This is a genomic window from Trinickia sp. Z7 (assembly GCF_056498045.1).
The window spans coordinates 64,056-89,934 of record NZ_JAUEQW010000007.1 but is presented as its reverse complement, the minus strand read 5'-3'; the positions used below and the strand labels follow the sequence as shown (position 1 = coordinate 89,934).

General features: G+C 63.7%; 20 protein-coding genes and 1 pseudogene. 18 read left to right on the top strand and 3 right to left on the bottom strand.

Annotated features, from left to right (window positions below; all coding sequences use genetic code 11):
* Positions 1-22 precede the first annotated feature (22 nt).
* A complete protein-coding gene (locus QQS38_RS14360; protein WP_479646043.1) occupies positions 23-877 on the bottom strand; it encodes an endonuclease/exonuclease/phosphatase family protein in 855 nt (284 codons plus the stop codon).
* A 141-nt stretch (positions 878-1,018) separates the two neighbouring features.
* Between QQS38_RS14360 and rlmD the strand changes: the two are divergent.
* A pseudogene (gene rlmD, locus QQS38_RS14355) lies at positions 1,019-2,353 on the top strand (23S rRNA (uracil(1939)-C(5))-methyltransferase RlmD); the annotation flags it as partial.
* 1,041 nt (positions 2,354-3,394) lie between these two features.
* On the opposite strand, the gene QQS38_RS14350 reads toward rlmD, so the two are convergent.
* Complete coding sequence (locus QQS38_RS14350) at positions 3,395-4,093, bottom strand: Bax inhibitor-1/YccA family protein (RefSeq protein WP_479646042.1); 699 nt, start codon at positions 4,091-4,093, stop codon at positions 3,395-3,397.
* A gap of 233 nt (positions 4,094-4,326) precedes the next feature.
* Here QQS38_RS14350 and ndk point away from each other — a divergent pair, with 233 nt between their 5' ends.
* From ndk to QQS38_RS14265, 17 genes are all read left to right on the top strand, one after another.
* Positions 4,327-4,752 (top strand): nucleoside-diphosphate kinase, encoded by a 426-nt coding sequence (ndk, locus tag QQS38_RS14345; protein ID WP_479646041.1) that lies wholly within the window; start codon positions 4,327-4,329, stop codon positions 4,750-4,752.
* A gap of 118 nt (positions 4,753-4,870) precedes the next feature.
* Positions 4,871-6,058 (top strand): dual-specificity RNA methyltransferase RlmN, encoded by a 1,188-nt coding sequence (gene rlmN, locus QQS38_RS14340; RefSeq protein WP_479646040.1) that lies wholly within the window; start codon positions 4,871-4,873, stop codon positions 6,056-6,058.
* 168 nt (positions 6,059-6,226) lie between these two features.
* A complete protein-coding gene (locus tag QQS38_RS14335) occupies positions 6,227-7,378 on the top strand; it encodes a helix-turn-helix domain-containing protein (RefSeq protein WP_479646039.1) in 1,152 nt (383 codons plus the stop codon).
* 109 nt (positions 7,379-7,487) lie between these two features.
* Entirely contained in the window at positions 7,488-8,780 is a 1,293-nt protein-coding gene (gene ispG / locus QQS38_RS14330; protein ID WP_479646038.1) for a flavodoxin-dependent (E)-4-hydroxy-3-methylbut-2-enyl-diphosphate synthase, read from the top strand.
* 18 nt (positions 8,781-8,798) lie between these two features.
* Entirely contained in the window at positions 8,799-10,139 is a 1,341-nt protein-coding gene (gene hisS / locus QQS38_RS14325; protein ID WP_479646037.1) for a histidine--tRNA ligase, read from the top strand.
* A 57-nt stretch (positions 10,140-10,196) separates the two neighbouring features.
* Positions 10,197-10,826 carry a tetratricopeptide repeat protein gene (locus tag QQS38_RS14320; protein ID WP_479646036.1) on the top strand — a complete coding sequence of 210 codons (630 nt, stop codon included), beginning with the start codon at positions 10,197-10,199 and terminating at the stop codon, positions 10,824-10,826.
* A gap of 63 nt (positions 10,827-10,889) precedes the next feature.
* On the top strand, positions 10,890-12,035 hold the full coding sequence (gene bamB / locus QQS38_RS14315) for an outer membrane protein assembly factor BamB (RefSeq protein ID WP_479646035.1): 1,146 nt from the start codon (positions 10,890-10,892) through the stop codon (positions 12,033-12,035).
* Positions 12,036-12,336: 301 nt separating this feature from the next.
* Positions 12,337-13,674, top strand: a complete 1,338-nt coding sequence (gene der, locus QQS38_RS14310; protein ID WP_479646034.1) for a ribosome biogenesis GTPase Der — start codon at positions 12,337-12,339, stop codon at positions 13,672-13,674.
* Between the two features lie 143 nt (positions 13,675-13,817).
* The gene (gene hfq / locus QQS38_RS14305; protein WP_102608263.1) at positions 13,818-14,054 is read left to right on the top strand and encodes an RNA chaperone Hfq; all 237 of its coding nucleotides are present in this window, start codon (positions 13,818-13,820) and stop codon (positions 14,052-14,054) included.
* A 77-nt stretch (positions 14,055-14,131) separates the two neighbouring features.
* Positions 14,132-15,328, top strand: a complete 1,197-nt coding sequence (hflX, locus tag QQS38_RS14300) for a GTPase HflX (protein WP_479646033.1) — start codon at positions 14,132-14,134, stop codon at positions 15,326-15,328.
* A 32-nt stretch (positions 15,329-15,360) separates the two neighbouring features.
* A complete protein-coding gene (gene hflK / locus QQS38_RS14295) occupies positions 15,361-16,710 on the top strand; it encodes an FtsH protease activity modulator HflK (protein WP_479646032.1) in 1,350 nt (449 codons plus the stop codon).
* Between the two features lie 12 nt (positions 16,711-16,722).
* Entirely contained in the window at positions 16,723-17,631 is a 909-nt protein-coding gene (gene hflC, locus QQS38_RS14290) for a protease modulator HflC (protein ID WP_479646031.1), read from the top strand.
* Positions 17,632-17,672: 41 nt separating this feature from the next.
* Entirely contained in the window at positions 17,673-17,864 is a 192-nt protein-coding gene (locus QQS38_RS14285; RefSeq protein WP_479646030.1) for a DUF2065 domain-containing protein, read from the top strand.
* A 98-nt stretch (positions 17,865-17,962) separates the two neighbouring features.
* Complete coding sequence (locus tag QQS38_RS14280) at positions 17,963-19,129, top strand: ATP phosphoribosyltransferase regulatory subunit (RefSeq protein ID WP_479646029.1); 1,167 nt, start codon at positions 17,963-17,965, stop codon at positions 19,127-19,129.
* Positions 19,130-19,256: 127 nt separating this feature from the next.
* Positions 19,257-20,603: an adenylosuccinate synthase gene (locus QQS38_RS14275; RefSeq protein WP_479646028.1), complete on the top strand. Its 1,347-nt coding sequence runs from the start codon at positions 19,257-19,259 to the stop codon at positions 20,601-20,603.
* A 3-nt stretch (positions 20,604-20,606) separates the two neighbouring features.
* Positions 20,607-21,179, top strand: a complete 573-nt coding sequence (locus tag QQS38_RS14270) for a phosphoribosyltransferase (RefSeq protein ID WP_479646027.1) — start codon at positions 20,607-20,609, stop codon at positions 21,177-21,179.
* A gap of 162 nt (positions 21,180-21,341) precedes the next feature.
* The gene (locus tag QQS38_RS14265; RefSeq protein ID WP_479646026.1) at positions 21,342-23,234 is read left to right on the top strand and encodes a potassium transporter Kup; all 1,893 of its coding nucleotides are present in this window, start codon (positions 21,342-21,344) and stop codon (positions 23,232-23,234) included.
* 187 nt (positions 23,235-23,421) lie between these two features.
* Here the strand turns inward: QQS38_RS14265 and QQS38_RS14260 are convergent, their stop codons facing one another.
* Positions 23,422-25,752 carry a Tex family protein gene (locus QQS38_RS14260; protein ID WP_479646025.1) on the bottom strand — a complete coding sequence of 777 codons (2,331 nt, stop codon included), beginning with the start codon at positions 25,750-25,752 and terminating at the stop codon, positions 23,422-23,424.
* Positions 25,753-25,879 lie beyond the last annotated feature (127 nt).

Sequence of the window (25,879 nt, the reverse complement as noted above, 5' to 3'; positions counted from 1 at the left end):
GGTTCGAACCGCTTTCTCTCCCTCAATCCAACTCCAGCACGATCGGCTGGTGATCCGAAGCTTGCGTCGTACCATCGATCTCGCAGCTTCGCAGCCGAGCGCGCAGGTCGTCCGTGACGAACACGAAATCGCAGGTCATGGGGCCGTCGCTCCATTGCTGGGTGTCGTAGACGCCGGCGGTGAGCGGGGGCGTTCGGCCCGGATGCAATGCAGTCCACGCATCGACGAAGCCGGGGGAGCCCGCTAACGGTGCGATAAACCGTTGATACGCCTGCGAGCGGAACGCGCTATTGAAATCTCCGCAGACGATCGCGCTGACAGGGCGCGAGGTCGGTGCAAATGGGCCCGTGGCGTTCTCGGCCGCTGCCGGATGCGCGGCGTGATCGGCTGCCTCTTGTTGCAACCGCCGCAACTCGTCCACTTGCGCCAGGCGTTGCTTCAACGAATAAAATTCGAGATGAGTGACGACGATACGCAGCGCGCCGCCGCTCGTTTCGACGACTGCTTCGAGCGCGACCCGTTGCATCGACGGGGCTGCGGCATCGGCAGGCCATGGCAATGAATGGCGTATGACAAGCGAAACCGGCAATCGAGTCGCAAGCGCATTGCCGAACTGGCGCCGCCGAGGCGATCCGTCGAGCGACGGCAGGTCGGCCCCGATCGCGTCGAGCACGGTGTACCCGGAAAGCGCCAGCTCCAGTTCGGCGAATTGGTCTGGGCCCGGCCCGCCGGGCAGCACGCCGAACCCGCGCGTGACCTCCTGCATGCAGATCACGTCGAAATCGGCGATACGCTTTGCTTGTTCGACGGTACGCTTGAGATCGACGCAGCCGTGGGCATCGCGCCCCCATTGCACATTCCAACTTACGAGCTTCACAGTCGCCTCCGTTGCGTTGCGCCGTTCGTCTACAATCTCGCCTTTCGTCTCATGTCCGCCAGGAAGCCGCAGGTGTCCCAATTTCCTCGTAGTAACGCGCGTCGCAGCGAGCGCGGCGCATCGCCCGCCGAAGTCGTTCAAGCCCCAATTATCGAAATCGACTCGCTCGATATGGAGGCGCGTGGCGTCGGCCGTTTGACAACCGAGAACGGCGAACCCGGAAAGGTCATTTTCGTCGAAGGTGCGCTGCCGGGCGAGCGTGTGACCTACTCGAGCTATCGCAAGAAGGCGAGCTTCGAGCAGGCGCAAGTCGTCGACATCTTACGAGCAAGTCCCATGCGCACCGCGCCGCAATGCAAGTTTTTCGGCACATGCGGCGGCTGCTCGATGCAGCATCTGGACGAGCGTGCACAAGTGGCGATCAAGCAGCGCGTGCTCGAGGATAACCTCTGGCACCTGGCAAAAATTCGGCCCGAGACTGTATTCAGGCCCATCCACGGGCCGTCATGGGGCTACCGTTACCGCGCTCGGCTGACCGTTCGCCATGTCGCGAAAAAAGGCGGTGTCCTCGTCGGGTTCCACGAAAGAAAAAGCAGCTATGTTGCCGACATGACGAGCTGCGAAGTGTTGCCGCCTCATGTTTCGGCCATGCTCGTGCCGCTGCGCCGGCTCGTCGAAAGCCTTTCGATCCGCGATCGCTTGCCGCAAATCGAGTTGGCGGTGGGCTCGACGGTAACCGCCCTCGTGCTGCGCGTGCTCGAGCCGATGACAGCCGAAGACGAGGCACAGGTGCGCGCGTTCGCGGATGCATACGGCGTGCAGTTCTGGGTTCAGCCGAAGGGGCCCGACACGGCCGCGCCGTTCTACCCGAAAGACGTCGAGCTCGATTACAGGTTGCCCGAATTCGACATTCGCATGCCGTTCAAGCCGACCGATTTCACCCAGGTCAATCATGCGATCAACCGCGTGCTCGTCGGTCGGGCGCTGCGCCTGCTCGCGCCGGGCCGCTCGGAACGCGTGCTCGATCTGTTTTGCGGTCTGGGCAACTTTACCTTGCCGCTTGCGCGGTTGGCGCGCGAAGTCGTCGGCATCGAAGGCAGCGAGGCGCTGACTTCGCGCGCGCTCGCCAACGCAAAAGTCAATGGCGTCGATCGTCACACGTCGTTCGCTTGCCGCAATCTGTTCGAGGTGACGGCCGACGATCTGCGTGCGCTCGGGCCGTTCGACAAATTCCTCGTCGACCCGCCGCGGGAAGGCGCACTCGCTATCGCGAAGGCGCTTGCCGAGATCGCCCAAAGCGGGGTGGGATCGCTGCCGGGACGAATCGTGTATGTGTCATGCAACCCGGCGACGCTCGCGCGAGACGCCGGCTTGCTCGTGCACGAGGCAGGGTATCGCTTGAAGGGCGCGGGTGTGGTCAATATGTTCCCGCATACGTCGCATGTCGAATCGATTGCGTTGTTCGAACGCGGGTAACGGCAAACAGCAGCGGCGAACGGCAAGCGGCAGCCGCAAACGGCAGGCGCAAACGGCAGGCGCAAACGGCACCGGCACCGGGAGCGGCAAACGCGGCCGTTGCTACCAACGACAGCCCGAACCGTTCAGCGCATCGTAAGCAAGCATTGGCAAAGCAAGCAAGCCCATATCCGCGTGGGCTCGGCGGCAATCGGCGTAGGCCGCCTTTGCCGTCTGCCGGGTCAATTCGGACTCTGCGGGTGCCGAAGCGGGGTGGGCCGAGCCGGCCCTCGAAGCGGCGCGTTCCGCGTTGCTGCGATAGGAGAACGATCCCGATCTGTCGATCGCCTCGAGGGCGCTTTGCGGGCCAATGGCGGGATCGAGCGTACCGGATTGCGGCGCAATCCGTTGCTGCGCGGGGCGAGCCGCCACGGGAGTCGATGGGGTTGCGGGGGCGCGCACTCGAGCACCCTTGCCCGGGCGGATCGGCGGCCGAGGCGGTGTTTCAACGTTGCCTGCGAATGCATTGTCGGGTGCGCGGGGCGCCGCAGGCGGTGCCAATAATGCGACTACTAGGGCCGGACGGCGGGGCGCTGCTTCTGCGCTCGCATCCGCCGCCGCGGCATCGAGGCGCCACCACGCCAGCCCGTGCAGCAGGAGAACGACGGCTAACGTTGCAACGGCCGGCGCATGGCGCGACGGCGCAGCATATCGTTTGCCGCAGTGCCCGTTGGCATGATTCGCGGGGCGATGAAGGGGGGCGGGGACAGGCGGCGCGGCGGGCAAGGAGATCTAATAGGCTGGGGAAAAAGCGTGGTGTGGACAACGCACAGCGCGCGGATTCGACGCCTGATGCATTGGTGAGCCGCCCATCCTAGCTATCCCGTTATTTCCCGCCAAGTTGAAACCCGTCTCGAAGTTCGAGCCGTCATCGCGTCGCGGCGGATCGGGCGGAGCCCGGACGCCTCGCCGCAAAACAATGAGCCCCCGGCGCGCCAGGCGTACGGGGGCTCAGTCTTGCGATGGGGCGGCGGGCGCCAGCGGCGTTGCCGCCGCGCCGGATCAGTTCCGATTGCCGCCAAAAATGCCGAGCAGCGACAGCAGATTGACGAAAACGTTGTAGAGATCGAGATAGATCGACAGCGTGGCCGAAATGTAGTTCGTTTCGCCGCCGTTGACGACGCGCTGAACGTCGAACAGCATGTAGGCCGAAAAGATCACGATGGCCAGCACGGAGACGGTCAACATGAGCGCCGGCAGGTGCAGGAACATGTTGGCGACGCTCGCGAGGATGATCACGATCACACCCATGAACAGCCACTGCCCGAGACCCGAGAAATCGCGCTTGCTGACCGTGGCGATCGTGGCCATGGCCGCGAATATGACGGCCGTGCCGCCGAACGCGAGCATGATCAGCGACGCACCGTTCGAAAAGTGCAGGATCATCGTCAGGATGCGCGAGAGCATCAGGCCCATGAAGAACGTGAAGCCGAGCAGCACGAGCACGCCGACGGAGCTTTCCTTCGTTCGCTCGATCGCGAACATGAAGCCGAACGCGATCGCCAGGAACGCGAACATGCTCATCACCGGGCTCGTGGCGGCAAAGAGCGAGAAGCCGGTTGCAACGCCGAGCCATGCGCCGATCACCGTCGGAACCATGGACAGCGCGAGCAGCCAATAGGTATTCCGTAGCACCCGGTTGCGCAGGGCGGTCGAACCGGCGGCGCCGCCGCGGGCGACGTTGTACGGATAGTCGTTCATGCTTTCTCCTTGCGTAAAAACGCATTCGAACTGGGCCGTTCGATGCCCGGCGAAGAGCCGGGATCTGGCTCACCCGTTCCTAAGATCGGTGCGGTGCGCACGAGTTTCAAGCGCTCCGGGGTATTTTGCACCACCTTTCCGAGGCGTAAGGGTTCGATCGCAATCATACACTGGAACATGCTACAATTGCAGATTCGTTAGAATCCGTAACCCCTTAATTTTTTGGAGTTTTTATGGCGATCGAGCGTACCCTGTCGATTATCAAGCCCGATGCAGTGGCGAAAAACGTGATTGGCCAGATCTACAGCCGCTTCGAAAACGCGGGCCTGAAGATCGTCGCGGCGCGCATGGCTCAGCTCTCGCGCGCCGACGCGGAAAAGTTCTACGCCGTGCATGCCGCACGCCCGTTCTTCAAGGACCTCGTCGAATTCATGATTTCGGGCCCGGTCATGATCCAGGTTCTCGAAGGCGAGAATGCCATTCTGAAGAATCGCGACCTGATGGGCGCGACCGATCCGAAGAAGGCCGACAAGGGCACGATCCGCGCCGATTTCGCCGACAGCATCGACGCCAATGCGGTGCATGGCTCCGACGCGGCGGAAACGGCGGCCGTGGAAGTCGCATTCTTCTTCCCGGAAATCAACGTCTACTCGCGCTGATCGCAGGGCGGGGGCGAATCGAGCCCGCGAATCGACGCTTGGCGCGCTCGGCTCGCCCATCGCCGCCGCTTTCTTTCGGCGGCGATGGGCGGCCCGCATTGAAACAGCAGGATCCGACATGACGAGCAGCACTCCCGTCAATCTTCTCGACTTCGACGCCGCAGGTCTCGTCGCATATTGCGACAGCCTGGGCGAGAAGCCGTTTCGCGCCAAGCAACTGCAGCGCTGGATTCACCAGTACAACGCCGCGGATTTCGACGGCATGACCGATCTCGCGAAGTCGTTGCGCGCGAAGCTGAAGGACCGCGCGGCGATCGTCATGCCGCCCGTGGTGAGCGACCATGTTTCGACCGACGGCACGCGTAAGTGGCTCGTCGACGTCGGCAACGGCAATGCCGTCGAGACCGTGTTCATCCCGGAAGAAACGCGCGGCACGCTCTGCGTATCGTCGCAGGCCGGATGCGCCGTCAACTGCCGGTTTTGCTCCACGGGCAAGCAGGGTTTTTCCCGTAATTTGACGACGGGCGAGATCATCGGCCAGTTGCGCATGGCCGAATTCGCGTTGCGGGCCGCGCTTGGACGCCCACACGCGCCGGACAGCAAAGGCGAGCGCGTCATCACGAACGTCGTCATGATGGGCATGGGCGAGCCGTTGCTCAATTACGACGCGCTCGTCCCCGCGCTGCGGCTGATGCTCGACGATAACGCCTACGGTCTCTCTCGGCGCCGGGTCACGGTGTCTACCTCGGGCGTGGTGCCGATGATGGATCGGCTCGGCGCCGATTTGCCCGTCGCGCTGGCTGTATCGTTGCATGCGCCGAACGACGCGCTGCGCGACATGCTGGTGCCGCTGAACAAGAAGTATCCTCTGCGCGAGCTGATGGCCGCCTGCTCGCGTTATCTCGAAGTGGCGCCGCGCGATTTCGTCACGTTCGAGTACTGCATGCTGGACGGTGTGAACGATAGCGACGCGCACGCACGCGAGTTGCTTGCGCTGACGGCGGATGTGCCTTGCAAATTCAACTTGATCCCGTTCAATCCGTTCCCGGAATCCGGGCTCTTTCGCTCGAAGCCGGAGCGGATCAAGCGGTTCGCGCAGATCCTCATCGACGCGGGCATCGTCACGACGGTGCGCAAGACGCGCGGCGACGACATCGATGCCGCGTGCGGTCAGCTCGCGGGCGCCGTGAAGGATCGCACGCGCGTCGCCGAACGGATGGGGCTCGGCGCGCAAGGCCGAGGCGCAAGCGCTCAAGGGGCCGATGGCCGAACGAGCAAAGTGATCGAGGTGCGGCACGTGCGCTGACGGGGGGCGGTGTGGTACGGAAGCGGGCGCGCCGCGGCTAGCGCCGCGTGGCAGGCAAATGGGGCGCGCGCCCACGGAGTGAATGGATTGACGGTTCGCGCATCGACGCCAATGAGTCGGATTGGCGGGGCGCGGAGTGGATAAAGAGAATCGACGCGAGGATCAGGGATGAGTGAGCCGCAGCATCCGCAATCAGAAGGCATACAGACGAGCGCGGAACGTTCGGGCGCGGGGGGAAGCGCCGTACCGCAAACGGCGCCCGGCGCGACCTTTGCGCCGCTCGATTCGCTGGCGGCGGTCGGCGCCCGTCTGGCGCAGTTGCGAAACGCGAAAGGCTGGTCCGTCGACGACGTTTCCGCGCGCTTGAAAGTCGCGCCGAACAAGATGCGCGCGCTCGAGGCGGGCGACATCAGCCAACTGCCCGGCACGACGTTCGCGTTGGGTGTGATTCGCAGCTATGCCAAGATGCTCGGCACCGATCCCGAACCGTTCGCGCAGGCGCTGCGACGTGTCAAAGGCGAACCCGAGCCCGATTTGTCGATGCCCGCATCGAGGGGCGCCGATTTGCCGCGTGGCCGGGTTTCGGTGTCCCTCGGGGGCACGCCGAAGCACCGGTCGCGGTGGTGGGGCGTTGCGGCCGGCGCGATCGTTCTCGTTGCGCTCGCGATGTGGCGGCAGGGCGGCGATTCGTCGGCCTGGCTCGCGCGCCTGAAGGCGAGTGCGGGCGGGATGGCGGCCAATCCGGGCGGCCCGGCGTCGAGCGCCGTGGCGCCCGGCACGGCGGTGACGGCGGTGGGCTCGGTCGGCGAGCAGCCGGCCGCCGCGTCGGGCGTCGCTCCCGCTTCCGAGCCGCAGGCGAGCGGTCCTGCGATCACGCGGCTGGAGCCGACGGACACAGCTTCTGAACCGGTCGTCGCTCAGGCGGCGCCGGCGGTATCGGCAGCCTCGGCCGCGGCATCGTCGTCCGCGGCCACGGCGCAGCAGCAAGCCCAACCGGCGAGCGCCGGCGCGGCAGAGTCGGCGGCTGCGTCGACGCCGGCCTCTCAGGCCGCGGCGCAAGCGCCGGTGCCGGGCGCAGCGACGATCGCCGTCAAGGTCACTCAAGACAGTTGGTTCAGCGTGCGTGACAAGAACGGCAAGGAAGTGTTCTCCGGGCTCGTGCATGCTGGCGACACCAAGGAACTCTCGGGCATGCCGCCGTTCAAGATCACCGCGGGTAACCGTGCGGGGCTCGATTCCGTGACGCTCGACGGGCAGAAGGTCGACGCGGCAAAATTCGGCCCCAATAAGGGCAACGTCGCGCACTTCACGTTGCCTTGAGGGCTTGACGATCGACAGCCGCGGCGAGCGTGCCGCGCTTCATTCATTCGGGCGCGCAGTGGCGGTCAGCGCCGCGCGCGCAGCACAACTAGGACTCAAGGGTCTTTCGATGGCTACCGACAGCAGCAGTCAGATTTGTTCTTCCGAGCCGGTTTTCGGCGGTCCCGCGAAGCGGCGCGCCTCCCATGCGGTCGACGTTCGCTGGGGCGGCCAGCTCGTGACCATCGGCGGCGACGCGCCCGTGCGCATTCAATCGATGACGAACACGGATACGGCCGACGCCATAGGCACGGCCATTCAAGTCAAAGAACTGGCGCAAGCGGGTTCCGAACTCGTTCGCATCACGGTGAACACGCCCGAGGCGGCGCAAGCCGTGCCTGCCATCCGCGAGCAACTCGATCGCATGGGCGTTGCCGTGCCGCTGGTGGGCGATTTCCATTACAACGGCCACCTGTTGCTGCGCGATTACCCGGCGTGCGCCGAGGCGCTGTCGAAGTACCGGATCAATCCCGGCAACGTCGGTCAGGGCGCGAAACGCGACACGCAATTCGCCCAGATGATCGAAGCGGCGATCCGTTACGACAAGCCGGTGCGTATCGGGGTGAATTGGGGCAGCCTCGATCAAGATTTGCTTGCGCGCATGATGGACGTAAACGCGGCGCGCAGCGAGCCGTGGGAAGCGCAGAGCGTCATGTACGAGGCGCTGATTCAATCGGCGATCGGTTCGGCCGAACGCGCGGTAGAACTCGGTCTGTCCCGCAGCAAGATCATCTTGTCTTGCAAGGTGAGCGGCGTCCAAGATTTGATTGCCGTCTATCGAGAGCTTGCGCGCCGCTGCAAATTCGCGCTGCACCTGGGGCTGACCGAGGCCGGCATGGGTTCGAAGGGCATCGTCGCGTCCACGGCAGCCCTCAGTGTGCTGCTGCAAGAAGGCATCGGCGATACGATCCGCATCTCGCTCACGCCGGAACCCGGCGCCTCGCGCACGGGCGAAGTCGTCGTCGGTCAGGAAATCTTGCAGACGATGGGCTTGCGTTCGTTCACGCCGATGGTCATCGCCTGCCCCGGCTGCGGTCGCACGACGAGCACGCTGTTTCAGGAATTGGCGTCTCAAATTCAGAACTACCTGCGTGCGCAGATGCCCGTGTGGCGCGATCAATACCCCGGCGTCGAAAAGATGCACGTGGCGGTGATGGGTTGCATCGTGAACGGCCCAGGCGAATCCAAACAGGCCAATATCGGCATTAGCCTGCCGGGTTCGGGGGAAAATCCCGCAGCGCCGGTTTTCATCGACGGCGAAAAGGTCAAAACGCTGCGCGGTGAACACATCGCCGAGGAATTTCAGCAAATCGTGAGCGACTACGTCGAGCGCCGTTACGGCAGCGCGAGCGTCGCTAACTAAAGTATCGACCGGACAACGATGACAGAACAGAAGAGAAAGCTCGAAAAGCTTGCGGGCGTCAAAGGCATGAACGACATCCTGCCGCAGGATGCCGTGTTGTGGGACTTCTTCGAAGCGACGGTCAAGTCGATGCTGCGGGCATACGGCTATCAAAATATTCGCACGCCGATCGTGGAGCACACGCAACTGTTCACGCGTGGGATCGGCGAAGTCACCGATATCGTCGAGAAGGAGATGTACAGCTTCGTCGATTCGCTGAACGGCGAACATCTGACGCTGCGTCCCGAAAACACCGCGGCCGTCGTGCGCTCGGCGATCGAGCACAATTTGCTCTATGACGGTCCGAAGCGGCTTTGGTATATCGGCCCGATGTTCCGCCACGAGCGTCCGCAGCGTGGGCGCTATCGCCAGTTTCACCAAGTCGGCGTCGAGGCGCTCGGTTTCGGCGGTCCCGATGCCGACGCCGAAATCATCCTGATGTGCCAGCGGCTGTGGGACGATCTCGGCCTCACGGGCATTCGGCTCGAGATCAACTCGCTCGGTCTTGCCGACGAACGTGCTGCGCATCGCGTGGAATTGATCGCCTATCTCGAAAAGCACGTGGACGCGCTCGACGAGGACGCCAAACGCCGGCTGTATACGAACCCGCTGCGGGTGCTGGACACGAAGAATCCTGCGCTGCAGGAAATCGCCAAGAACGCGCCCAAGCTCATCGATTTCCTCGGCGACGCTTCCCGTGCGCACTTCGAAGGGCTGCAGCGGCTGCTCAAGGCCAACAACATCCCGTTCACGATCAATCCGCGGCTCGTGCGCGGCCTCGATTACTACAACTTGACGGTGTTCGAATGGGTGACCGATAAGCTCGGCGCGCAAGGCACGGTGGCCGCCGGCGGCCGCTACGATCCGCTGATCGAGCAGTTGGGCGGCAAGCCGACGGCCGCGTGCGGCTGGGCGATGGGCGTCGAGCGCATCCTCGAATTGCTCAAGGAAGAGTCGCTCGTGCCGCAGGAAGAGGGCTGCGACGTGTATGTCGTGCATCAAGGCGAGAACGCACGCGAGCAGGCGTTCATCATCGCCGAGCGGCTGCGCGATACGGGCCTCGACGTCATCCTGCATTGCAGCGCCGACGGCGCGCAGGCGAGCTTCAAGTCGCAAATGAAGCGCGCCGACGCGAGCGGTGCGGCCTTCGCGGTGGTGCTCGGCGAGGACGAAGTGGCGAGCGGGACGGTCGGCGTCAAGCCGTTGCGCGAGGCGGCGGGCGCGGGCGAAAAGAGTGAGCAGCAGAGCGTGCCGGTCGAAAACTTGACCGAATTTCTAATCAATGCGATGGTTGCAACCGCCGAAGACGGCGACGACTGACGCAACTGTTGCCGCTCATGACCCGATCGGCGCGAGACAAGAAGGAATCGCTTAGCGATGAGTTATCACGACGAACAAGAATCGATAGAGAGCTTCAAGGCATGGTGGGCGCAATGGGGCGATACGACCACCTGGATCGTTCTCGCGGCGCTGGTTGCCGCGGCGGCATGGAACGGTTGGAATTTCTGGCAGCGCCGTCAGGCCACGCAGGCCGCCGTGCTTTATGAGCAAGTGCAGCAAGCGGTGTCGTCGAAGGACAAAGCGGCTGTCGCGCGCGATGCCGGAGATATGGAATCGCGCTATGGCGGCACGGCTTATGGTCAAATGACGGCCCTGGCAGCCGCCAAGGCGCTCTATGAAGCGGGCGATGCGGCGGGCGCGAAAGCGCAACTGCAGTGGGCCGTCGACCACGCCAAGGACGACGAGTACAAAGAAGTCGCGAAGCTGCGTCTTGCGGCGCTCCTGCTGGACGAGAAGGCATACGATGCCGGTCTCGCGTTGCTCGCCGGCACCCCGCCCGAAGGCTTCCAGGGCGCAGTGGCGGACCGCCGCGGCGATCTGCTCGCGGCCGCGGGCAAACGTGCCGACGCGCGCGGTGCGTACCAGCTCGCGCTGTCCTCGCTCGGCAAGAGCGATACGTCCGCCCGGCAGCTCATCCAATTCAAGCTCGATGCGCTCGGCGGCTAAGCCGCGCGCGCACCGACCCAGCCGGCCCAACCTGAACAACTTTTGACGAAGCTTCGCTCACCGATGAATTTGCTGAAACGTATCGCCGTGCCCATCGCTTGCGCGATGACCGTCCTCGCGATGACGGCTTGCTCGTCCACCAAGGACGAGCGCCGCAATCCGGTGCCGCTCACCGAGTTCAAGCCTGTCTTCAACGTCGAGCGGGCCTGGAAGGCAAGCGTCGGCAAGGCGGGGCGTTACTTCTTCTCCCCGGTCGTCGTCGGCGACGCAGTGTATGCGGCCGGCTCGAACGGGACCGTTGCGAAGATCGACGGCAAGACCGGGCAAGACATTTGGCGCACCAAGCTGCATACGGACCTGACGGCCGGGGTGGGCAGCGACGGCACGTACACGGCGGTCGGCGCGGAAAAGGGCGGCGTCGAGGTCATCGGCTCGGACGGCAAGCTGCTTTGGAAGACATCCGTGCCCGGCGAGATCGTTTCGCCGCCGCTCGTGGGTAGCGGCTATGTGATCGTGCGCACGATCGACGGCCAGATCAGCGCGTTCAACGCGTCGACCGGCGAATTGCGCTGGCAGTATCGCAACCGGGCGGTCCCGCTGAACCTGCGGGTCTCGGCCGGGATGACCTTCGCCGGGCAGGTGGCCGTGCTGGCGGGTTTCCCGGGAGGCTCGCTCGCCGCCATCAATTTGAAGACCGGCGATGACTACTGGCAGGCGCCCGTGTCGTTTCCGAAGGGCGTGACCGAAGTCGAGCGCATCAACGACGTGACGGGCGCGCCTACGCTGGTCGGCGCGCAAGCTTGCGCGGTCACGTTCCAAGGCCGCTTGAGCTGTTTCGACGCGAACAACGGCCAGAGCGTGTGGGAGAAGCCGTTCTCGGGCGTCAGCGGCTTGGCCGAAGACAACAGAGCGGTGGTCGCACCCGACGACTGGTCGGTGCTGCATGCGTTCGACGTGACGACAGGCAATCCGCTTTGGAAGAACGATAAGCTCAAAAATCGCGACTTGAGCGCGCCGTACTTGCTGGGGCCGAACGTGGTGGTCGGCGATTACCAAGGCTATGTCCACTTTCTTTCCCGCGACGACGGCTCGCTCCTCGCCCGCACGAAGACGGACGGCAGTGCGATCACGGCCGCGCCCGTGGCGGTGGACAATACGCTCATCGTGCAAACGCACGACGGCGATCTGTACGGGTTCGTGTCGCGCTGAACGCGGCATCTCGTCCAATCGCGACTGCGGGCCGGCTTAGCCGGCCGCAGCTGTTTCAGGTGCCGGCGCGCAGGGTGCGTGACCGGCGAATTGATACGCGGCGGTTTTCGCCCGTTGTATCGTGATAATTTTTAAGCGGCCATCGCGCGCATCGGGTCGTGCAGCCGGCAGCGCGTGCGGTCACCGGCACGCCGTGCCCGCTCTCATCGCTTGCTGTCGCGCACCGAAACCCGGTTGCTCCCGTGGCCCGTCGCTTTGACGAGCCGGTGCCGCGGCGCGAGCTCCATTTAGGCAACATCAGATGAAACCCGTTATAGCCCTCGTCGGGCGCCCCAATGTGGGGAAATCCACGTTGTTCAACCGGCTCACGCGTTCGCGCGATGCGCTCGTCGCCGATCTGCCCGGTTTGACACGCGATCGCCATTACGGCGAAGGGCGCGTCGGCGAACGCCCGTACCTCGTCGTCGATACGGGTGGTTTCGAGCCGGTGGCGAAGGACGGCATCCTGCACGCCATGGCGCTGCAGACGCGGCAGGCGGTGGAGGAATCGGACGTCGTCGTCTTCATCGTCGACGGCCGCAACGGATTGGCGCCGCAGGACAAGGCCATCGCCGATTACCTGCGCAAGACGGGGCGGCCGATCATGCTCGTCGTCAATAAGGCGGAGGGCATGAAATACACGGCAGTGGCGTCCGACTTCTACGAGCTCGGCCTGGGCGATCCGCGAGCGATCTCGGCTGCGCACGGCGACGGCGTCACGGAAATGATCAACGACGCGCTCGAACTCGCCTATGCCGGGCATCCTGAAGAAGAGCCGGAGCCGAGCGACGGGCGTGGCATCAAGATCGCGATCGTCGGGCGGCCGAACGTCGGCAAGTCCACGCTCGTGAACACGCTCATCGGCGAGGACCGCGTCATCGCCTTCGACATGCCGGGCACGACGCGCGATTCGATCTATGTGGATTTCGAGCGCCAGGGGAAGAAGTACACGCTGATCGATACGGCCGGTCTGCGCCGTCGCGGCAAAGTGTTCGAAGCCATCGAGAAATTCTCGGTGGTGAAGACCCTGCAATCGATCGCCGATGCGAACGTCGTCATCCTGCTGCTCGACGCGCGCCAGGACATTTCGGAGCAGGACGCGCACATCGCCGGGTTCGTGGTCGAGCAAGGGCGTGCGTTGGTCGTCGGCGTCAACAAATGGGACGGGCTGGATACTCACGTGCGCGAACGCACCAAAGCGGACATGACGCGCAAGCTCAAATTTCTCGAATTCGCGAAATTCCACTTCATTTCAGCCGCCGAGAAGACGGGGATCGGCCCGCTCATGCGTTCGGTCGACGACGCCTACGCCGCCGCCATGGCCAAGCTGCCCACGCCCAAGCTCACGCGCGCGTTGATCGAGGCCGTCGAATTCCAGCAGCCACGCCGTCGCGGCCCCGTGCGCCCGAAACTGCGCTACGCCCACCAGGGCGGCCAAAATCCGCCGATCATCGTCATCCACGGCAACGCGCTCGACGCGGTGACCGAGACTTACAAGCGCTATCTCGAAAACCGTTTCCGAGAAACTTTCTCGCTGACGGGAACTCCATTGCGCATAGAGTTCCGCTCGTCGACGAATCCGTACGCGGACAAAGGCTGATTCCCGCGCTCGGCGGGGGCGGCCGGATGGCCTAGTGGCCCCGTTCGACAACGAAAATCGGCTATAGTGTAGCGATTGGTGGCGGATTTCTTTTTCTTCGTCCCAATCTGGATCCAACCTGCAAAAAAACGACGGAGTTTGCTATGAGCAACAAAGGGCAATTGTTACAAGACCCGTTTCTGAACGCACTGCGCAAAGAGCACGTGCCGGTTTCCATCTACTTGGTCAACGGCATCAAGCTGCAAGGGAACATCGAATCGTTCGACCAGTACGTCGTGTTGCTCCGTAACACTGTGACCCAGATGGTTTACAAGCACGCCATTTCGACCGTGGTGCCGGCCCGTCCGGTCAATTTCCACCCTGATTCGGAAACGGCCTAAATTCATCCCAGCGGCCGGCACGGCGCCGACCCATCGGCGCGCTGTGCCGGCCGCTTCTCATTTAGACGCTCATCAATTTGATCAACGCAGCGCTAGTCGGCATCGATTTCGGCAAGATCGACTTCGAAGCCAGCCTCGAAGAACTCAGCTTGCTCGCGCAAAGCGCGGGCGCCCATCCCGCCGTGACGCTGACCGGGCGCCGTTCCAGCCCCGATGCCGCCTTGTTTGTCGGCAGCGGCAAAGCCGAGGAATTGCGTCTCGCGTGCGAGGCCAACGAGGTCGAGATCGTCATCTTCAACCACGCATTGGCTCCGGCGCAGCAGCGCAATTTGGAGCGGGCGCTTAACCGGCGCGTCGTCGATCGCACGAGTCTGATTCTCGACATCTTTGCGCAGCGGGCGCGCAGCCACGAAGGCAAGTTGCAAGTCGAATTGGCGCAATTGCAGTACATGGCCACGCGGCTCGTGCGCGCGTGGACTCACTTGGAGCGCCAAAAAGGCGGTATCGGCCTGCGCGGCCCGGGCGAGACGCAGCTCGAGACCGACCGCCGCCTGATCGGCGATCGGATCAAAATGCTCAAAGGGCGGCTCGACAAGCTGCGGCGCCAGCATGGCACGCAGCGGCGCCAGCGCGCCCGCAATCGGGCCATGTCCGTCTCGCTCGTCGGCTACACCAACGCCGGGAAATCGACGCTGTTCAATGCGCTGACGAAAGCGCAAGCCTATGCGGCCGATCAGTTGTTCGCGACGCTCGATACCACATCGCGCCGCCTCTACCTCGGCGACGAGGCGGGGCAAGTGATCATCTCCGATACGGTCGGGTTCATTCGCGAGCTGCCGCACCAACTGGTGGCGGCATTTCGCGCGACCCTCGAGGAGACGATTCACGCCGATTTGCTGCTGCATGTGGTCGACGCATCGAGCGCCGTGCGGCTCGACCAAATCGATCAAGTCAATGAAGTCCTTCAAGAGATCGGGGCGCACACGGTGCGGCAAATTCTCGTCTTCAACAAGATCGATGCGGTGCCGGAATTGGCGGCCCGCGGCGAGGCGGTCGAGCGAGATGAGTATGGTAATATTTCGCGCGTCTTTTTGAGCGCGCGCACGGGGCAGGGTTTAGATACGCTGCGCGCCGCCATTGCCGAAATCGCCACCTCAGAACATCTCCCAGATAGCGGGCGAGCGCAGCCGGGCGAAGCACCTCCGGGGCATGAGCGCGAAGACTTCGACGCGTCGGCGTCGGGCGCGCGGCCATGGCGCTCCGATTTGCATTGACCGGCTCTCCCAACTCGAGCGAAAGAACACAGGTGAACGAATACAACGAGCGGAGTTTCTGGCTGCGTGCGCGCGCCATTCTTTCGATCAGCGATCCTCGTTGGGGGCGCAGCGACGGTAACGGTAACCGGCAGCGTCCGAACGAACCGAAGCGCGGGCCCGGCGACGGCAACGGGCCGCCCGATCTCGACGAAATGTGGCGCGACTTCAATCGCCGCTTGTCGCGCTTGTTCGGCGGCAAAGGGCAGGGCTCCGGTCCCGGTGATCGCCGCCCGGACAACGGGCGCGCGGCACGTATCGGTGTGGGCATCGTCATCGGTGTCCTCGTGGCCATCTACATCGGCAGTGGGGTTTTCGTCGTTCAGGATGGCCAAACGGGCATCGTGCTTCAATTCGGCAAATATCGCGCAACGGCGGAGCCTGGCGTGCATTTGCGGCTGCCTTATCCGTTCGAAACCCACGAGATCGTCAACGTCGCGCAGGTGCGGTCGGTCGAAATCGGGCGCGGCAACCCGATGAGCGACTCGAGCATGAAGGATGCGTCCGTGATGACGCGCGACGGCGATATCCTCGATGTGCGCGTGGCGGTCCAGTATCAGGTGAAATCGGCGTCCGATTATCTGTTTCGCACCGCCGATCCCGATCTGAGCGTGACGCAGGCGGCGCAATCGACCGTGCGGGAGATCGTCGGCGCGCGCAGCACGGCGAGCCTGCTCGAGGGCAATCGCGATGCGATTCGCGAGCCGCTTGCGCAAGCGATCCAACGCGCGCTCGACCGGTATCGCACCGGCCTTGCCGTGGCGGGGGTAACGGTTCAATCCATCGAGCCGCCCGCAGCGGTGCAGAGCGCGTACGCCGATGCCGTGCGCGCAGAGCAGGAGCGGGCGCGCGCGAAAAGCGAGGCGCAGGCGTATGCCGGCCAGATTTTGCCCGGGGCGAAGGAACAAGCGCAGCGCATGATCGACGATGCCAAGGCGTATTCCGAACGCGCCGTCGCGCAGGCGCAGGGCGATGCCGAACGCTTCAAGGAGGTTTACGCCCAATACGCGAAAGCGCCTGCGCTCGTGCGCGAGCGAATGTACCTGGACACCATGCGCGAGATCTACTCGAACACGACGAAAGTGTTCGTCGGCAGCAAGGGCGGCAACAACGCGCTGAATTTATCGCTCGACAAGCTCCTCGAGTCGAACCGGCGCGCAACGCCCGAGGCAGCCGCCTCCGCCCCCGCGGCAACTGCGAGCACGGCGGCACCTGCCGCGTCGGCGCAGCTGCCGGCGGCAGCCCCGAGCGCGGCCAGTCAGGCCGCCGCTGCGAGCGAGGCAGTGCGTTCACGCGATGCGCTGCGTAGCCGTTCGCGCGAAGACGATCTACAGCAGCAATAGGGAGCGCTCCATATGAATCGCATTATTGCGCTCGTCGTCGTCGTCGTGGCCGTGCTGTTGCTCGGCTCCTCGACGTTGCTCGTGGTGGATCAGCGGCATGTCGCCGTGGTCTATTCGCGCGGCGGCAAGAACCCGGCCGTCCTCGGCCCCGGTTTGCACGTGAAGCTGCCCGCGCCGCTCCAAGCGGCCATGGTCGTCGATACGCGCGTGCGCACGCTAGTGCCGGCCGACCCCGATCGTTACGTGACTTCGGACAAAAGCGACCTGCTCGTCATGCCCGCGCTCAAGTACCGCGTGACCGATTCCCTGAAGCTGTTCAACGAGACCGACGGCGACCAGCAGAGCGCGAACGAGCGTCTGGCCGCACAGTTGCGCGCCGCGTTGGGTGCAGCGCTCGGCAAGCGTTCGCTCAACGAGGCAATCGCGAACCAAGGACAGGTCGTACAAGAAGCACAGGCGGCGATGGCCGGCGCCGCAGGCGCGCTCGGGATCGAGATCGTCGATCTGCAACTACTGCGCGTCGACTTGCCGCAAGCGAGCGCGGATGCGGTCTATAAGCGCATGGCGGCCGCAAGGGAACAAGTGGCTAGCGACGTGCGCGTCCAGAGCGCGGCGCAAGCGGCGCAAATCAAAGCCGACGCGGAGCGACAGCGCCAAGCCGTCCTGGCCGATGCCTACGCGTCCGCGCAGGCGATCAAGGGCGAGGGCGATGCGAAAGCGGCCGGCATTGCGGCGGACGCGTTCGGCCGCGATCCCGGTTTCTATCAGTTCTACGAAAGTCTGCAGGCTTATCGAAGCGTGTTCAAGGCAGGCGACGTGATCGTCGTCGATCCCGACAGCGAGTTTTTCCGCTTCATGCGTAGCCCCGACGGGAACGCCGTCTCACCCAATCCGGCCGCCTCGGCGTCACGCAAACACTGATTCAGGGGCGCCGCCGATCGATCGGCGGCGCCGGCACTCCCATGGACATGGCCGGTTCGTTACTGCTCGCGATCGCTCTGATGCTCATCATCGAGGGCATGTTCCCGTTCGTCTTCCCGAAAGCGTGGCGCGAGACGTTTCGTAGAATAGCGGAGCGGCCGGCGCATCATATCCGCATCGGCGGCTTGATCGTCATGGCGCTTGGCTTGTTGTTGCTCGTCGCCGCCACCTGAACGCTACGAAGGCGACCGCCATTGGCGCGTGTCGCGCTTCGCTTGACCCGCTTCCGGCTGCGCGTTGCGCGCCCCATTAACGTTGTAGGACCGAACCGATGTCGACCTGGCTGCTTCCCGAAAATATCGCCGACGTGCTGCCGTCCGAGGCACGCAAAATCGAAGAACTGCGGCGCGCGCTCCTCGACCGTTTTCGTACGTACGGGTACGAGATGGTGATGCCGCCGCTGCTCGAGTATCTCGAATCGCTGTTGACGGGCGGCGGCACCGATTTGAACCTGCGCACGTTCAAGCTCGTCGATCAATTGTCGGGGCGAACCTTGGGGCTGCGTGCCGATACCACGCCGCAAGTGGCGCGCATCGACGCCCACTTGCTCAACCGCCAAGGCGTGACGCGGCTTTGCTATGCCGGCAGCGTGTTGCACACGAGGCCGCGCGGGCTGCACGCAACGCGCGAGCAAATTCAGATCGGCGCCGAAATATACGGTCATGCGGGACTCGAAGCCGATCTCGAAGTTCAGCAACTGATGTTGGATGCGCTGCGCCTGGCTGGAATTACCGACGTCCGGCTCGATTTGTGTCATGCGGGCGTGCTGCTCGAATTGTTCGAGCGCGACCCGATCGCCGCCGAGCGCGGCGAAACGCTTTACGAGGCGTTAGCAGGCAAGGATGTACCGCGTATCGCGGAACTCACGCAAGACCTGAACCCGACGGTACGCGACGCGCTGCGCGCGCTGCCGTCGCTGTATGGCGACGCTTCGGTGCTCGATCTCGCGCGCCGGCAGTTGCCGCCATGGCCGGCCATCACGCGCGCGCTCGACGATTTGACGTTCCTCGCGACGCAGGTCGAAGGGGCGCAAGCGGCGATCGACCTCGCCGACCTTCGGGGCTACGCCTATCACAGCGGCGTGATGTTCTCGGCATACGTCGACGGCGTGCCGAACGCGCTGGCGCGCGGCGGCCGTTACGATCACGTCGGTCAAGCGTATGGGCGGGCGCGGCCGGCCACGGGCTTCTCGCTCGACTTGCGCGAGATCGCGCGAATTTCCCCGATCGAGGCTCGCAGCAGTGCGATCCTCGCGCCGTGGAAGCACGACGAAGCGTTGCGCGAGCGCGTCGCCGCACTGCGCGATGCGGGCGAAGTCGTGATCCAAGCGTTGCCGGGGCACGATCACGCGCTCGACGAATTCGCCTTCGACCGCGTGCTCGTCGAGCGCGAAGGCGCTTGGCTCGTCGAGGCGCGCCCGCTGCAAACGGGCGGTTGAGCGAAGCGACCGAGGCATGCCCCCGGCAGGGCGTGCAAGTGGTCCATGCCGTTGAAGCGAAACGGAAAAATTCGGAAGCTTCGGCGAACATGGGTAGAATACGTTTTTAACCAGCTAACGAAACAACATGTCTGCCAGTGCAGTGAACGCGGCCCCGGGGCGCAACGTCGTCGTCGTCGGGACCCAGTGGGGTGATGAAGGCAAAGGCAAGATCGTCGACTGGCTGACGGACCACGCGCAAGGCGTCGTGCGTTTCCAGGGCGGTCACAATGCCGGTCATACGCTCATCATCGGCGGCAAGAAAACGATCTTGCGCCTCATTCCGTCGGGCATCATGCGCGCGGGCGTCGCTTGCTACATCGGCAACGGCGTCGTGCTCTCGCCCGAAGCGTTGTTCAAGGAAATCGAAGAGCTCGAAGCCGCTGGCGTCGACGTGCGCAAGCGCCTGTTCATTTCCGAAGCGACCACGCTGATCCTGCCGTACCACATCGCTATCGATCAGGCGCGCGAGGCGCGTCGCGGTGCGAGCAAGATCGGTACGACGGGGCGCGGAATCGGCCCCGCCTACGAAGACAAGGTGGGCCGCCGTGCGCTGCGCGTGCAGGATCTATTCGCGCCGGCCGCGTTCTCGGAGCGTTTGCGCGAAGCCCTCGATTTCCATAATTTCGTGCTGACCCAATATCTGGGGGCGGCGGCCGTCGACTACCAACAAACGCTCGATACGATGCTCGGCTATGCCGAGCGCCTGGCGCCGATGGTAGCGGACGTATCGCGACGCTTGTACGATGAGAACGCCGCCGGCCGCAATCTGCTGTTCGAAGGCGCGCAGGGCACTTTGCTCGACGTCGATCACGGCACTTATCCTTTCGTGACGTCGAGCAACTGCGTCGCGGGGGCCGCAGCGGCGGGCGCCGGCGTCGGGCCGCAAAAGCTGCATTACGTTCTCGGTATCACCAAGGCATACTGCACGCGCGTCGGCTCGGGTCCCTTCCCGAGCGAACTGTATGACGCCGATAACCCGCAGCGGCAAGCCGCGGTCGGCGTCACGCTCGCGAACGTAGGCAAGGAGTTCGGCTCCGTCACGGGCCGGCCGCGCCGCACAGGGTGGCTCGATGCCGCGGCGTTGCGCCGTTCGATTCAAATCAACGGCGTGTCGGGCCTCTGTATCACGAAGCTCGACGTGCTCGATGGCCTCGATGAAGTGAATCTGTGCGTCGGCTACAAAATCGACGGCAAGAGCGTGGATCTGCTTCCGCGCGGGGCGGCCGAGGTTGCGCGCTGCGAACCCGTCTACGAGACGTTCTCGGGTTGGAAGGAAAGCACGATCGGAATCACGCAGTGGAGCGAGCTCCCGGCTAATGCCCAGGCCTATCTCTCGCGCGTGCAAGAGGTGGCCGGCATCCCGATCGATATGATCTCCACGGGCCCCGATCGTGACGAAACGATCTTGCTGCGTCATCCGTTCAAGGGTTGAACGATGACGCAGAACATGACGATGATCGCCATGACCGATCCGCGCAACGACGACAAGAATCTCTGGGTGAGCTGGGACGAATACCATCGGCTCATCGAGTTGCTTGCACTCACGGTGCATGAATCGGGCTGGAAGTTCGACCAAATCCTTTGCTTGGCGCGAGGTGGTTTGCGCGTTGGCGATCAGCTGTCGCGCATTTACGACTTGCCGCTGGCTATCCTCGCGACGAGTTCGTATAGGGAAGCGGCCGGGACGCAGCAGGGCGAGCTCGACATCGCGCAATACATCACGATGACGCGTGGCAATCTAGCGGGCAATGTGCTGCTCGTCGACGACCTCGTCGATTCGGGCGTCACGCTGGCGCGGGTTCAGCAGCACTTGAAAGAGCGCTATCCGGCCGTTGCCGCGGTGCGCTCCGCGGTGCTTTGGTACAAGGGCTGCTCGAAGATCAAGCCCGACTATTTCGTCCAATCTTTGCCCACGAATCCTTGGATTCATCAGCCGTTCGAAGAGTGGGACACCGTCAGGCCACACAATTTGGGCGCGTGGATCAAGCGTGGCGTCGCTCAGGATTGACCTGCGGCATGCAAGTTGCGTTTGATTTGCGTACCGCTATTGCAAGCGCATCTACGATAGAGCGGAGTCGGCCGACCCCGCTCTTTTTATGTGTATCCGCCATCGATGCACCGCTAGAATAGCGCTCGGTGCCGGCTGATCCGGTACGAATCGCTTGCGTTTATGACACAAAACAACCCCGACAACCTTCATCAGCATTCCTTGCCGACGCTTGCCCTGGCGGCCATTGGCGTCGTATTCGGCGACATCGGCACGAGCCCGCTGTATGCGCTCAAGGAAGCGTTCAGTCCCGCACACGGGATTGCGCTGACCGATCATTCGATTCTCGGCGTGATCTCACTGTTGTTTTGGGCGATCGTCGTCGTGGTGTCGATCAAGTACGTGCTGTTCGTGATGCGCGCCGACAACAATGGCGAGGGTGGTGTCCTCGCCTTGATGGCGCTGTCGTTGCGGCCGTTTTCATCGAAATCGCGCGTGACGGGCGTGTTGATGATGCTGGGCATCTTTGGCGCATGCATGTTCTATGGCGACGCCGTGATCACGCCCGCCATTTCGGTGATTTCAGCTGTCGAAGGCCTTGAGATCGCCACGCCGCATCTGTCTCATCTCGTTTTGCCCATCACGATGGTGATCCTCGTTGCGCTGTTTTGGATTCAGCGGCACGGCACCTCGCTCGTCGGGAAGTTATTCGGCCCCATCATGCTCGTGTGGTTCGCCACGATCGCATTGCTCGGGGTCAATCACATCGCACGCGCGCCCCAGATCATCGCAGCGCTCAATCCGTACTATGCGTTGTCGTTCATGCATATGCACATGCTGCAGGCGTACGTGGTGCTCGGTTCCGTATTCCTCGTGCTGACGGGTGCCGAGGCGCTCTACGCCGACATGGGGCACTTCGGCGCGCGCCCGATTCGCCTCGCCTGGTATCTGCTGGTCATGCCGGCCTTGGTGCTCAACTATTTCGGCCAAGGCGCGCTGCTGATGCAAGACCCGAAGGCGATCGAGAACCCGTTTTTTCTGATGGCGCCACAGTGGGCACTTTTGCCATTGGTCGTTTTGTCGACGGTCGCGACGGTGATCGCATCTCAAGCAGTGATCTCCGGCGCGTATTCGCTGACGAGTCAAGCGATTCAGCTCGGCTACGTGCCGCGCATGAAAGTGCTTCATACATCGGAACTCGCGATTGGGCAGATCTATGTGCCCGTCGTGAACTGGCTATTGTTGTTCATCATTCTGTGCGTCGTGGTCGGCTTCAAGAGCTCGGATAGCCTGGCCGCCGCGTACGGTATCGCCGTCACCACCACCATGGTGATCACGACGGTGCTTGCCTGCGTCGTCATGGTCAAGGTTTGGAACTGGAACAAGGTGCTGGTCGCAATCATCATCGCGGCGTTCATGGCGGTGGACCTCGCGTTTTTCGGCGCGAACCTGCTCAAGGTGGCGGAAGGCGGTTGGCTGCCGCTCGGCATCGGCGCCATGCTCTTCTTCTTGCTGATGACGTGGTACAAGGGCCGCATGCTCGTGAAGGAGCGCACCGCGGCCGACGGTATCCCGCTGGCGCCGTTCGTCCAGGGCTTGCTCGCGCATCCGCCTCATCGGGTATCGGGCACCGCGATCTATCTCACCGGCAGCGATTCGCTCGTGCCCGTCAGCTTGTTGCACAACCTCAAACACAACAAGGTGTTGCACGAGCGGACGATCTTTTTGACCTTCCTGACCCGAGATATTCCCTACGTCAAAGAGGACGACCGCATCACGCTCAAAGATGTCGGCGGCGGCTTGTATCTCGTCAGGGCGGCTTACGGATTCAACGAAACGCCCGACGTCAAGGCGGTGCTCTTCGAACTCGAACGCGCCTATGGCATGCAATTCGAGCTCATGGACACGTCGTTCTTCCTCGCCCGCGAAACGGTCGTGCCGACGCAACTGCCGGGAATGTCCATCTTGCGCGAGCGCGTGTTCGCGTGGATGCATCAAAACGCGGCCAAGCCTACCGATTTCTTCCGCATTCCCGCGAACCGGGTCGTCGAACTCGGGACGAAGATCGAAATTTGATCGTTGTAAGAACCTTATCGGGCCCGAGGCCGGATAGGGTTGAAAAAACACTGGCCCGCGTCCGTGAGCAGTTCATTCACGGGCGCGGGCCTTTTTTTTCGGCTTCGATTTCGACCGTTGACGACGTTTGCCCGCGCAAGCCGCCGTGGTATCACGGCGGCCGCGACGGCAGGGTGCGCCGAACGCGTCAGCGCTGCTTGAGCTTGGCGAAGGCAGCGGCCATTGCGCCGCCCGGTTCGGGCTCACGTGCGCGTTGCGGGCTGCGCCCCGGGCCATTCGGGCGGCTTGCGCTGCGCTCGTCGCGCGGGCCGCTGCGCGATGCCGGTGCGGCGTCGTCGTCCAGGCGCATCGTCAGCGCAATGCGCTGGCGCTTCACGTCGACGTCCAGCACTTTGACCTTCACGACTTGGCCCGCCTTCACGACTTCGTGCGGATCCTTAATGAATTTCGTCGACAGCGCGGAGACGTGCACGAGCCCGTCCTGATGGACGCCGATATCGACGAACGCGCCGAATGCAGCGACGTTGGTGACGACGCCCTCCAGCACCATTGCAGGCGCCAGGTCCGAAATCTTTTCGACGCCTTCGCGAAACGTGGCGGTCTTGAATTCCGGGCGAGGGTCGCGGCCGGGCTTTTCCAATTCCACGAGGATGTCGCGGACCGTGGGCAGACCGAAGCGCTCGTCGACGAACTCGGTGGGCGACAGGCCTGCGAGCGCTTCGCGGTTGCCGAGCACGTCGCCGATCTGCTTGCGGATCTTCGCCAGCATGCGCTCGACCACGGGGTAGGCTTCCGGGTGCACCGACGACCGGTCGAGCGGGTTCTCGCCACCATTGATGCGCAAGAATCCGGCTGCTTGCTCGAACGTTTTATCGCCGAGGCGCGGGACTTTGCGCAAATGCTCGCGCGAGGGGAACGGCCCGTTGGCGTCGCGGTATTCCACGATGTTGCGCGCCAGCGTGCTGTTCAATCCCGATACGCGTGCGAGCAGCGCGACCGACGCCGTATTGGCGTCCACGCCCACTGCGTTCACGCAGTCTTCCACCACGGCGTCGAGCGAACGCGCGAGTTCGCGCTGATTGACATCGTGCTGATACTGGCCGACACCGATTGCCTTGGGCTCGATTTTGACGAGCTCGGCCAGCGGGTCTTGCAGACGGCGCGCGATCGAGACGGCGCCACGCAAAGAGACATCGAGATCGGGAAATTCTTTCGCGGCCAGCTCCGACGCTGAATAGACCGATGCGCCGGCCTCGGACACGACGATCTTCTGCAGCTTGAGTTCCGGATGCCGTGCGATCAACTCGCTTGCCAGCTTGTCCGTTTCGCGCGAGGCGGTGCCGTTGCCGATGCTGATCAGTTCCGCCTGTGTTTGCGCCGCCAGCCGCGCAAGTTTCGCGATGGAGCCAGCCCAGTCGCGGCGCGGTTCGTGCGGGTAGATCGTATCGGTGGCGAGCACCTTGCCCGTTCGATCGACCACCGCCACTTTGACGCCCGTGCGCAAGCCCGGATCGAGGCCGATGACGGCCTTGGGGCCCGCCGGCGCGGCGAGCAGCAAGTCCTTCAGATTGCGGGCGAAGACTCGGATCGCCTCATGCTCGGCTGTCTCGCGCAACTGCGTGAGCAATTCATTTTCGAGATGAGGCTGTACCTTGACGCGCCAGCACCAGCGGCAGACATCGGAGAGCCATTTGTCGGCGGGGCGATTTTGATTCGAGATGCCGGCATGGCGCGCGATCATCGCTTCGCATGGATGCGGCACTTGTGCATCGAGGTCTTCTCCGAGGCCGAGCTTGATCATCAGCACGCCGGCATTGCGACCGCGGAAGAGGGCCAGTGCGCGGTGCGAAGGCACGGTTTTCAAGGTCTCGGCGTAATCGTAGTAATCGCGGAATTTCTCGCCTTCCTCGTTTTCCTTGCCCTCGACGACCGACGACGAAACGACGCCCCGCTCCGTTAGGTAGTCGCGCAATTTGCCGAGCAGTTCCGCCGTTTCGCCGAATTGCTCGGAGAGGATGTCGCGCGCGCCGTCGAGGGCCGCTTTGACGTCGGCCACGCCTTTTTCGGCGTCGACGTAGGCCGCCGCTTCGGTTTGCGGATCGAGGCGCGGATCGGCGAGCAGCGCGTGCGCCAGCGGTTCGAGCCCCGCCTCGCGGGCGATTTGCGCGCGGGTGCGGCGCTTGGGCTTGTAGGGCAGGTAGAGATCCTCGAGCGCTTGCTTGCTATCCGCGGTTTCGATCGCGGTGCGCAACTCGTCGGTGAGCTTGCCTTGCTCCTCGATGCTCGCGAGGATCGTCGCGCGCCGGTCTTCCATTTCGCGCAAATACAGCAGCCGCTCTTCGAGATGACGCAACTGCGTGTCGTCGAGGTTGCCGGTGACTTCCTTGCGGTAGCGGGCAATGAACGGCACGGTTGCGCCTTCGTCGAGCAGTTGCACGGCCGCGGCGACTTGGCGCGGCTGTACGGTCAATTCGGCGGCGATGCGCTGTACGATCTTGAGAGCTACGGAGTCCGTCATAGAAGATACGTGTGCCTGCTTGGCCTAGAGCGGCGCGCGCGGCGCAAGCCGGAACGCTGGCCCGGGGCCGGGTTGCTGAAGCGGCGCATTTTGCCACAAATGCTCGGGCGCCCGAGCGCGGGTGTTA

Bases quoted from the DNA above. Each gene is read 5' to 3' on its own strand.
- QQS38_RS14350 (WP_479646042.1), bottom strand. From the start codon at position 4,093: ATGAACGACTATCCGTACAACGTCGCCCGCGGCGGCGCCGCCGGTTCG.
- ispG (WP_479646038.1), top strand. From the start codon at position 7,488: ATGGCTACCGACAGCAGCAGTCAGATTTGTTCTTCCGAGCCGGTTTTC.
- rlmN (WP_479646040.1), top strand. From the start codon at position 4,871: ATGACGAGCAGCACTCCCGTCAATCTTCTCGACTTCGACGCCGCAGGT.
- hflC (WP_479646031.1), top strand. From the start codon at position 16,723: ATGAATCGCATTATTGCGCTCGTCGTCGTCGTCGTGGCCGTGCTGTTG.
- QQS38_RS14285 (WP_479646030.1), top strand. From the start codon at position 17,673: ATGGACATGGCCGGTTCGTTACTGCTCGCGATCGCTCTGATGCTCATC.
- der (WP_479646034.1), top strand. From the start codon at position 12,337: ATGAAACCCGTTATAGCCCTCGTCGGGCGCCCCAATGTGGGGAAATCC.
- QQS38_RS14270 (WP_479646027.1), top strand. From the start codon at position 20,607: ATGACGCAGAACATGACGATGATCGCCATGACCGATCCGCGCAACGAC.
- QQS38_RS14335 (WP_479646039.1), top strand. From the start codon at position 6,227: ATGAGTGAGCCGCAGCATCCGCAATCAGAAGGCATACAGACGAGCGCG.
- ndk (WP_479646041.1), top strand. From the start codon at position 4,327: ATGGCGATCGAGCGTACCCTGTCGATTATCAAGCCCGATGCAGTGGCG.
- bamB (WP_479646035.1), top strand. From the start codon at position 10,890: ATGAATTTGCTGAAACGTATCGCCGTGCCCATCGCTTGCGCGATGACC.
- hfq (WP_102608263.1), top strand. From the start codon at position 13,818: ATGAGCAACAAAGGGCAATTGTTACAAGACCCGTTTCTGAACGCACTG.
- hisS (WP_479646037.1), top strand. From the start codon at position 8,799: ATGACAGAACAGAAGAGAAAGCTCGAAAAGCTTGCGGGCGTCAAAGGC.
- QQS38_RS14280 (WP_479646029.1), top strand. From the start codon at position 17,963: ATGTCGACCTGGCTGCTTCCCGAAAATATCGCCGACGTGCTGCCGTCC.
- QQS38_RS14320 (WP_479646036.1), top strand. From the start codon at position 10,197: ATGAGTTATCACGACGAACAAGAATCGATAGAGAGCTTCAAGGCATGG.
- QQS38_RS14265 (WP_479646026.1), top strand. From the start codon at position 21,342: ATGACACAAAACAACCCCGACAACCTTCATCAGCATTCCTTGCCGACG.
- QQS38_RS14260 (WP_479646025.1), bottom strand. From the start codon at position 25,752: ATGACGGACTCCGTAGCTCTCAAGATCGTACAGCGCATCGCCGCCGAA.
- QQS38_RS14275 (WP_479646028.1), top strand. From the start codon at position 19,257: ATGTCTGCCAGTGCAGTGAACGCGGCCCCGGGGCGCAACGTCGTCGTC.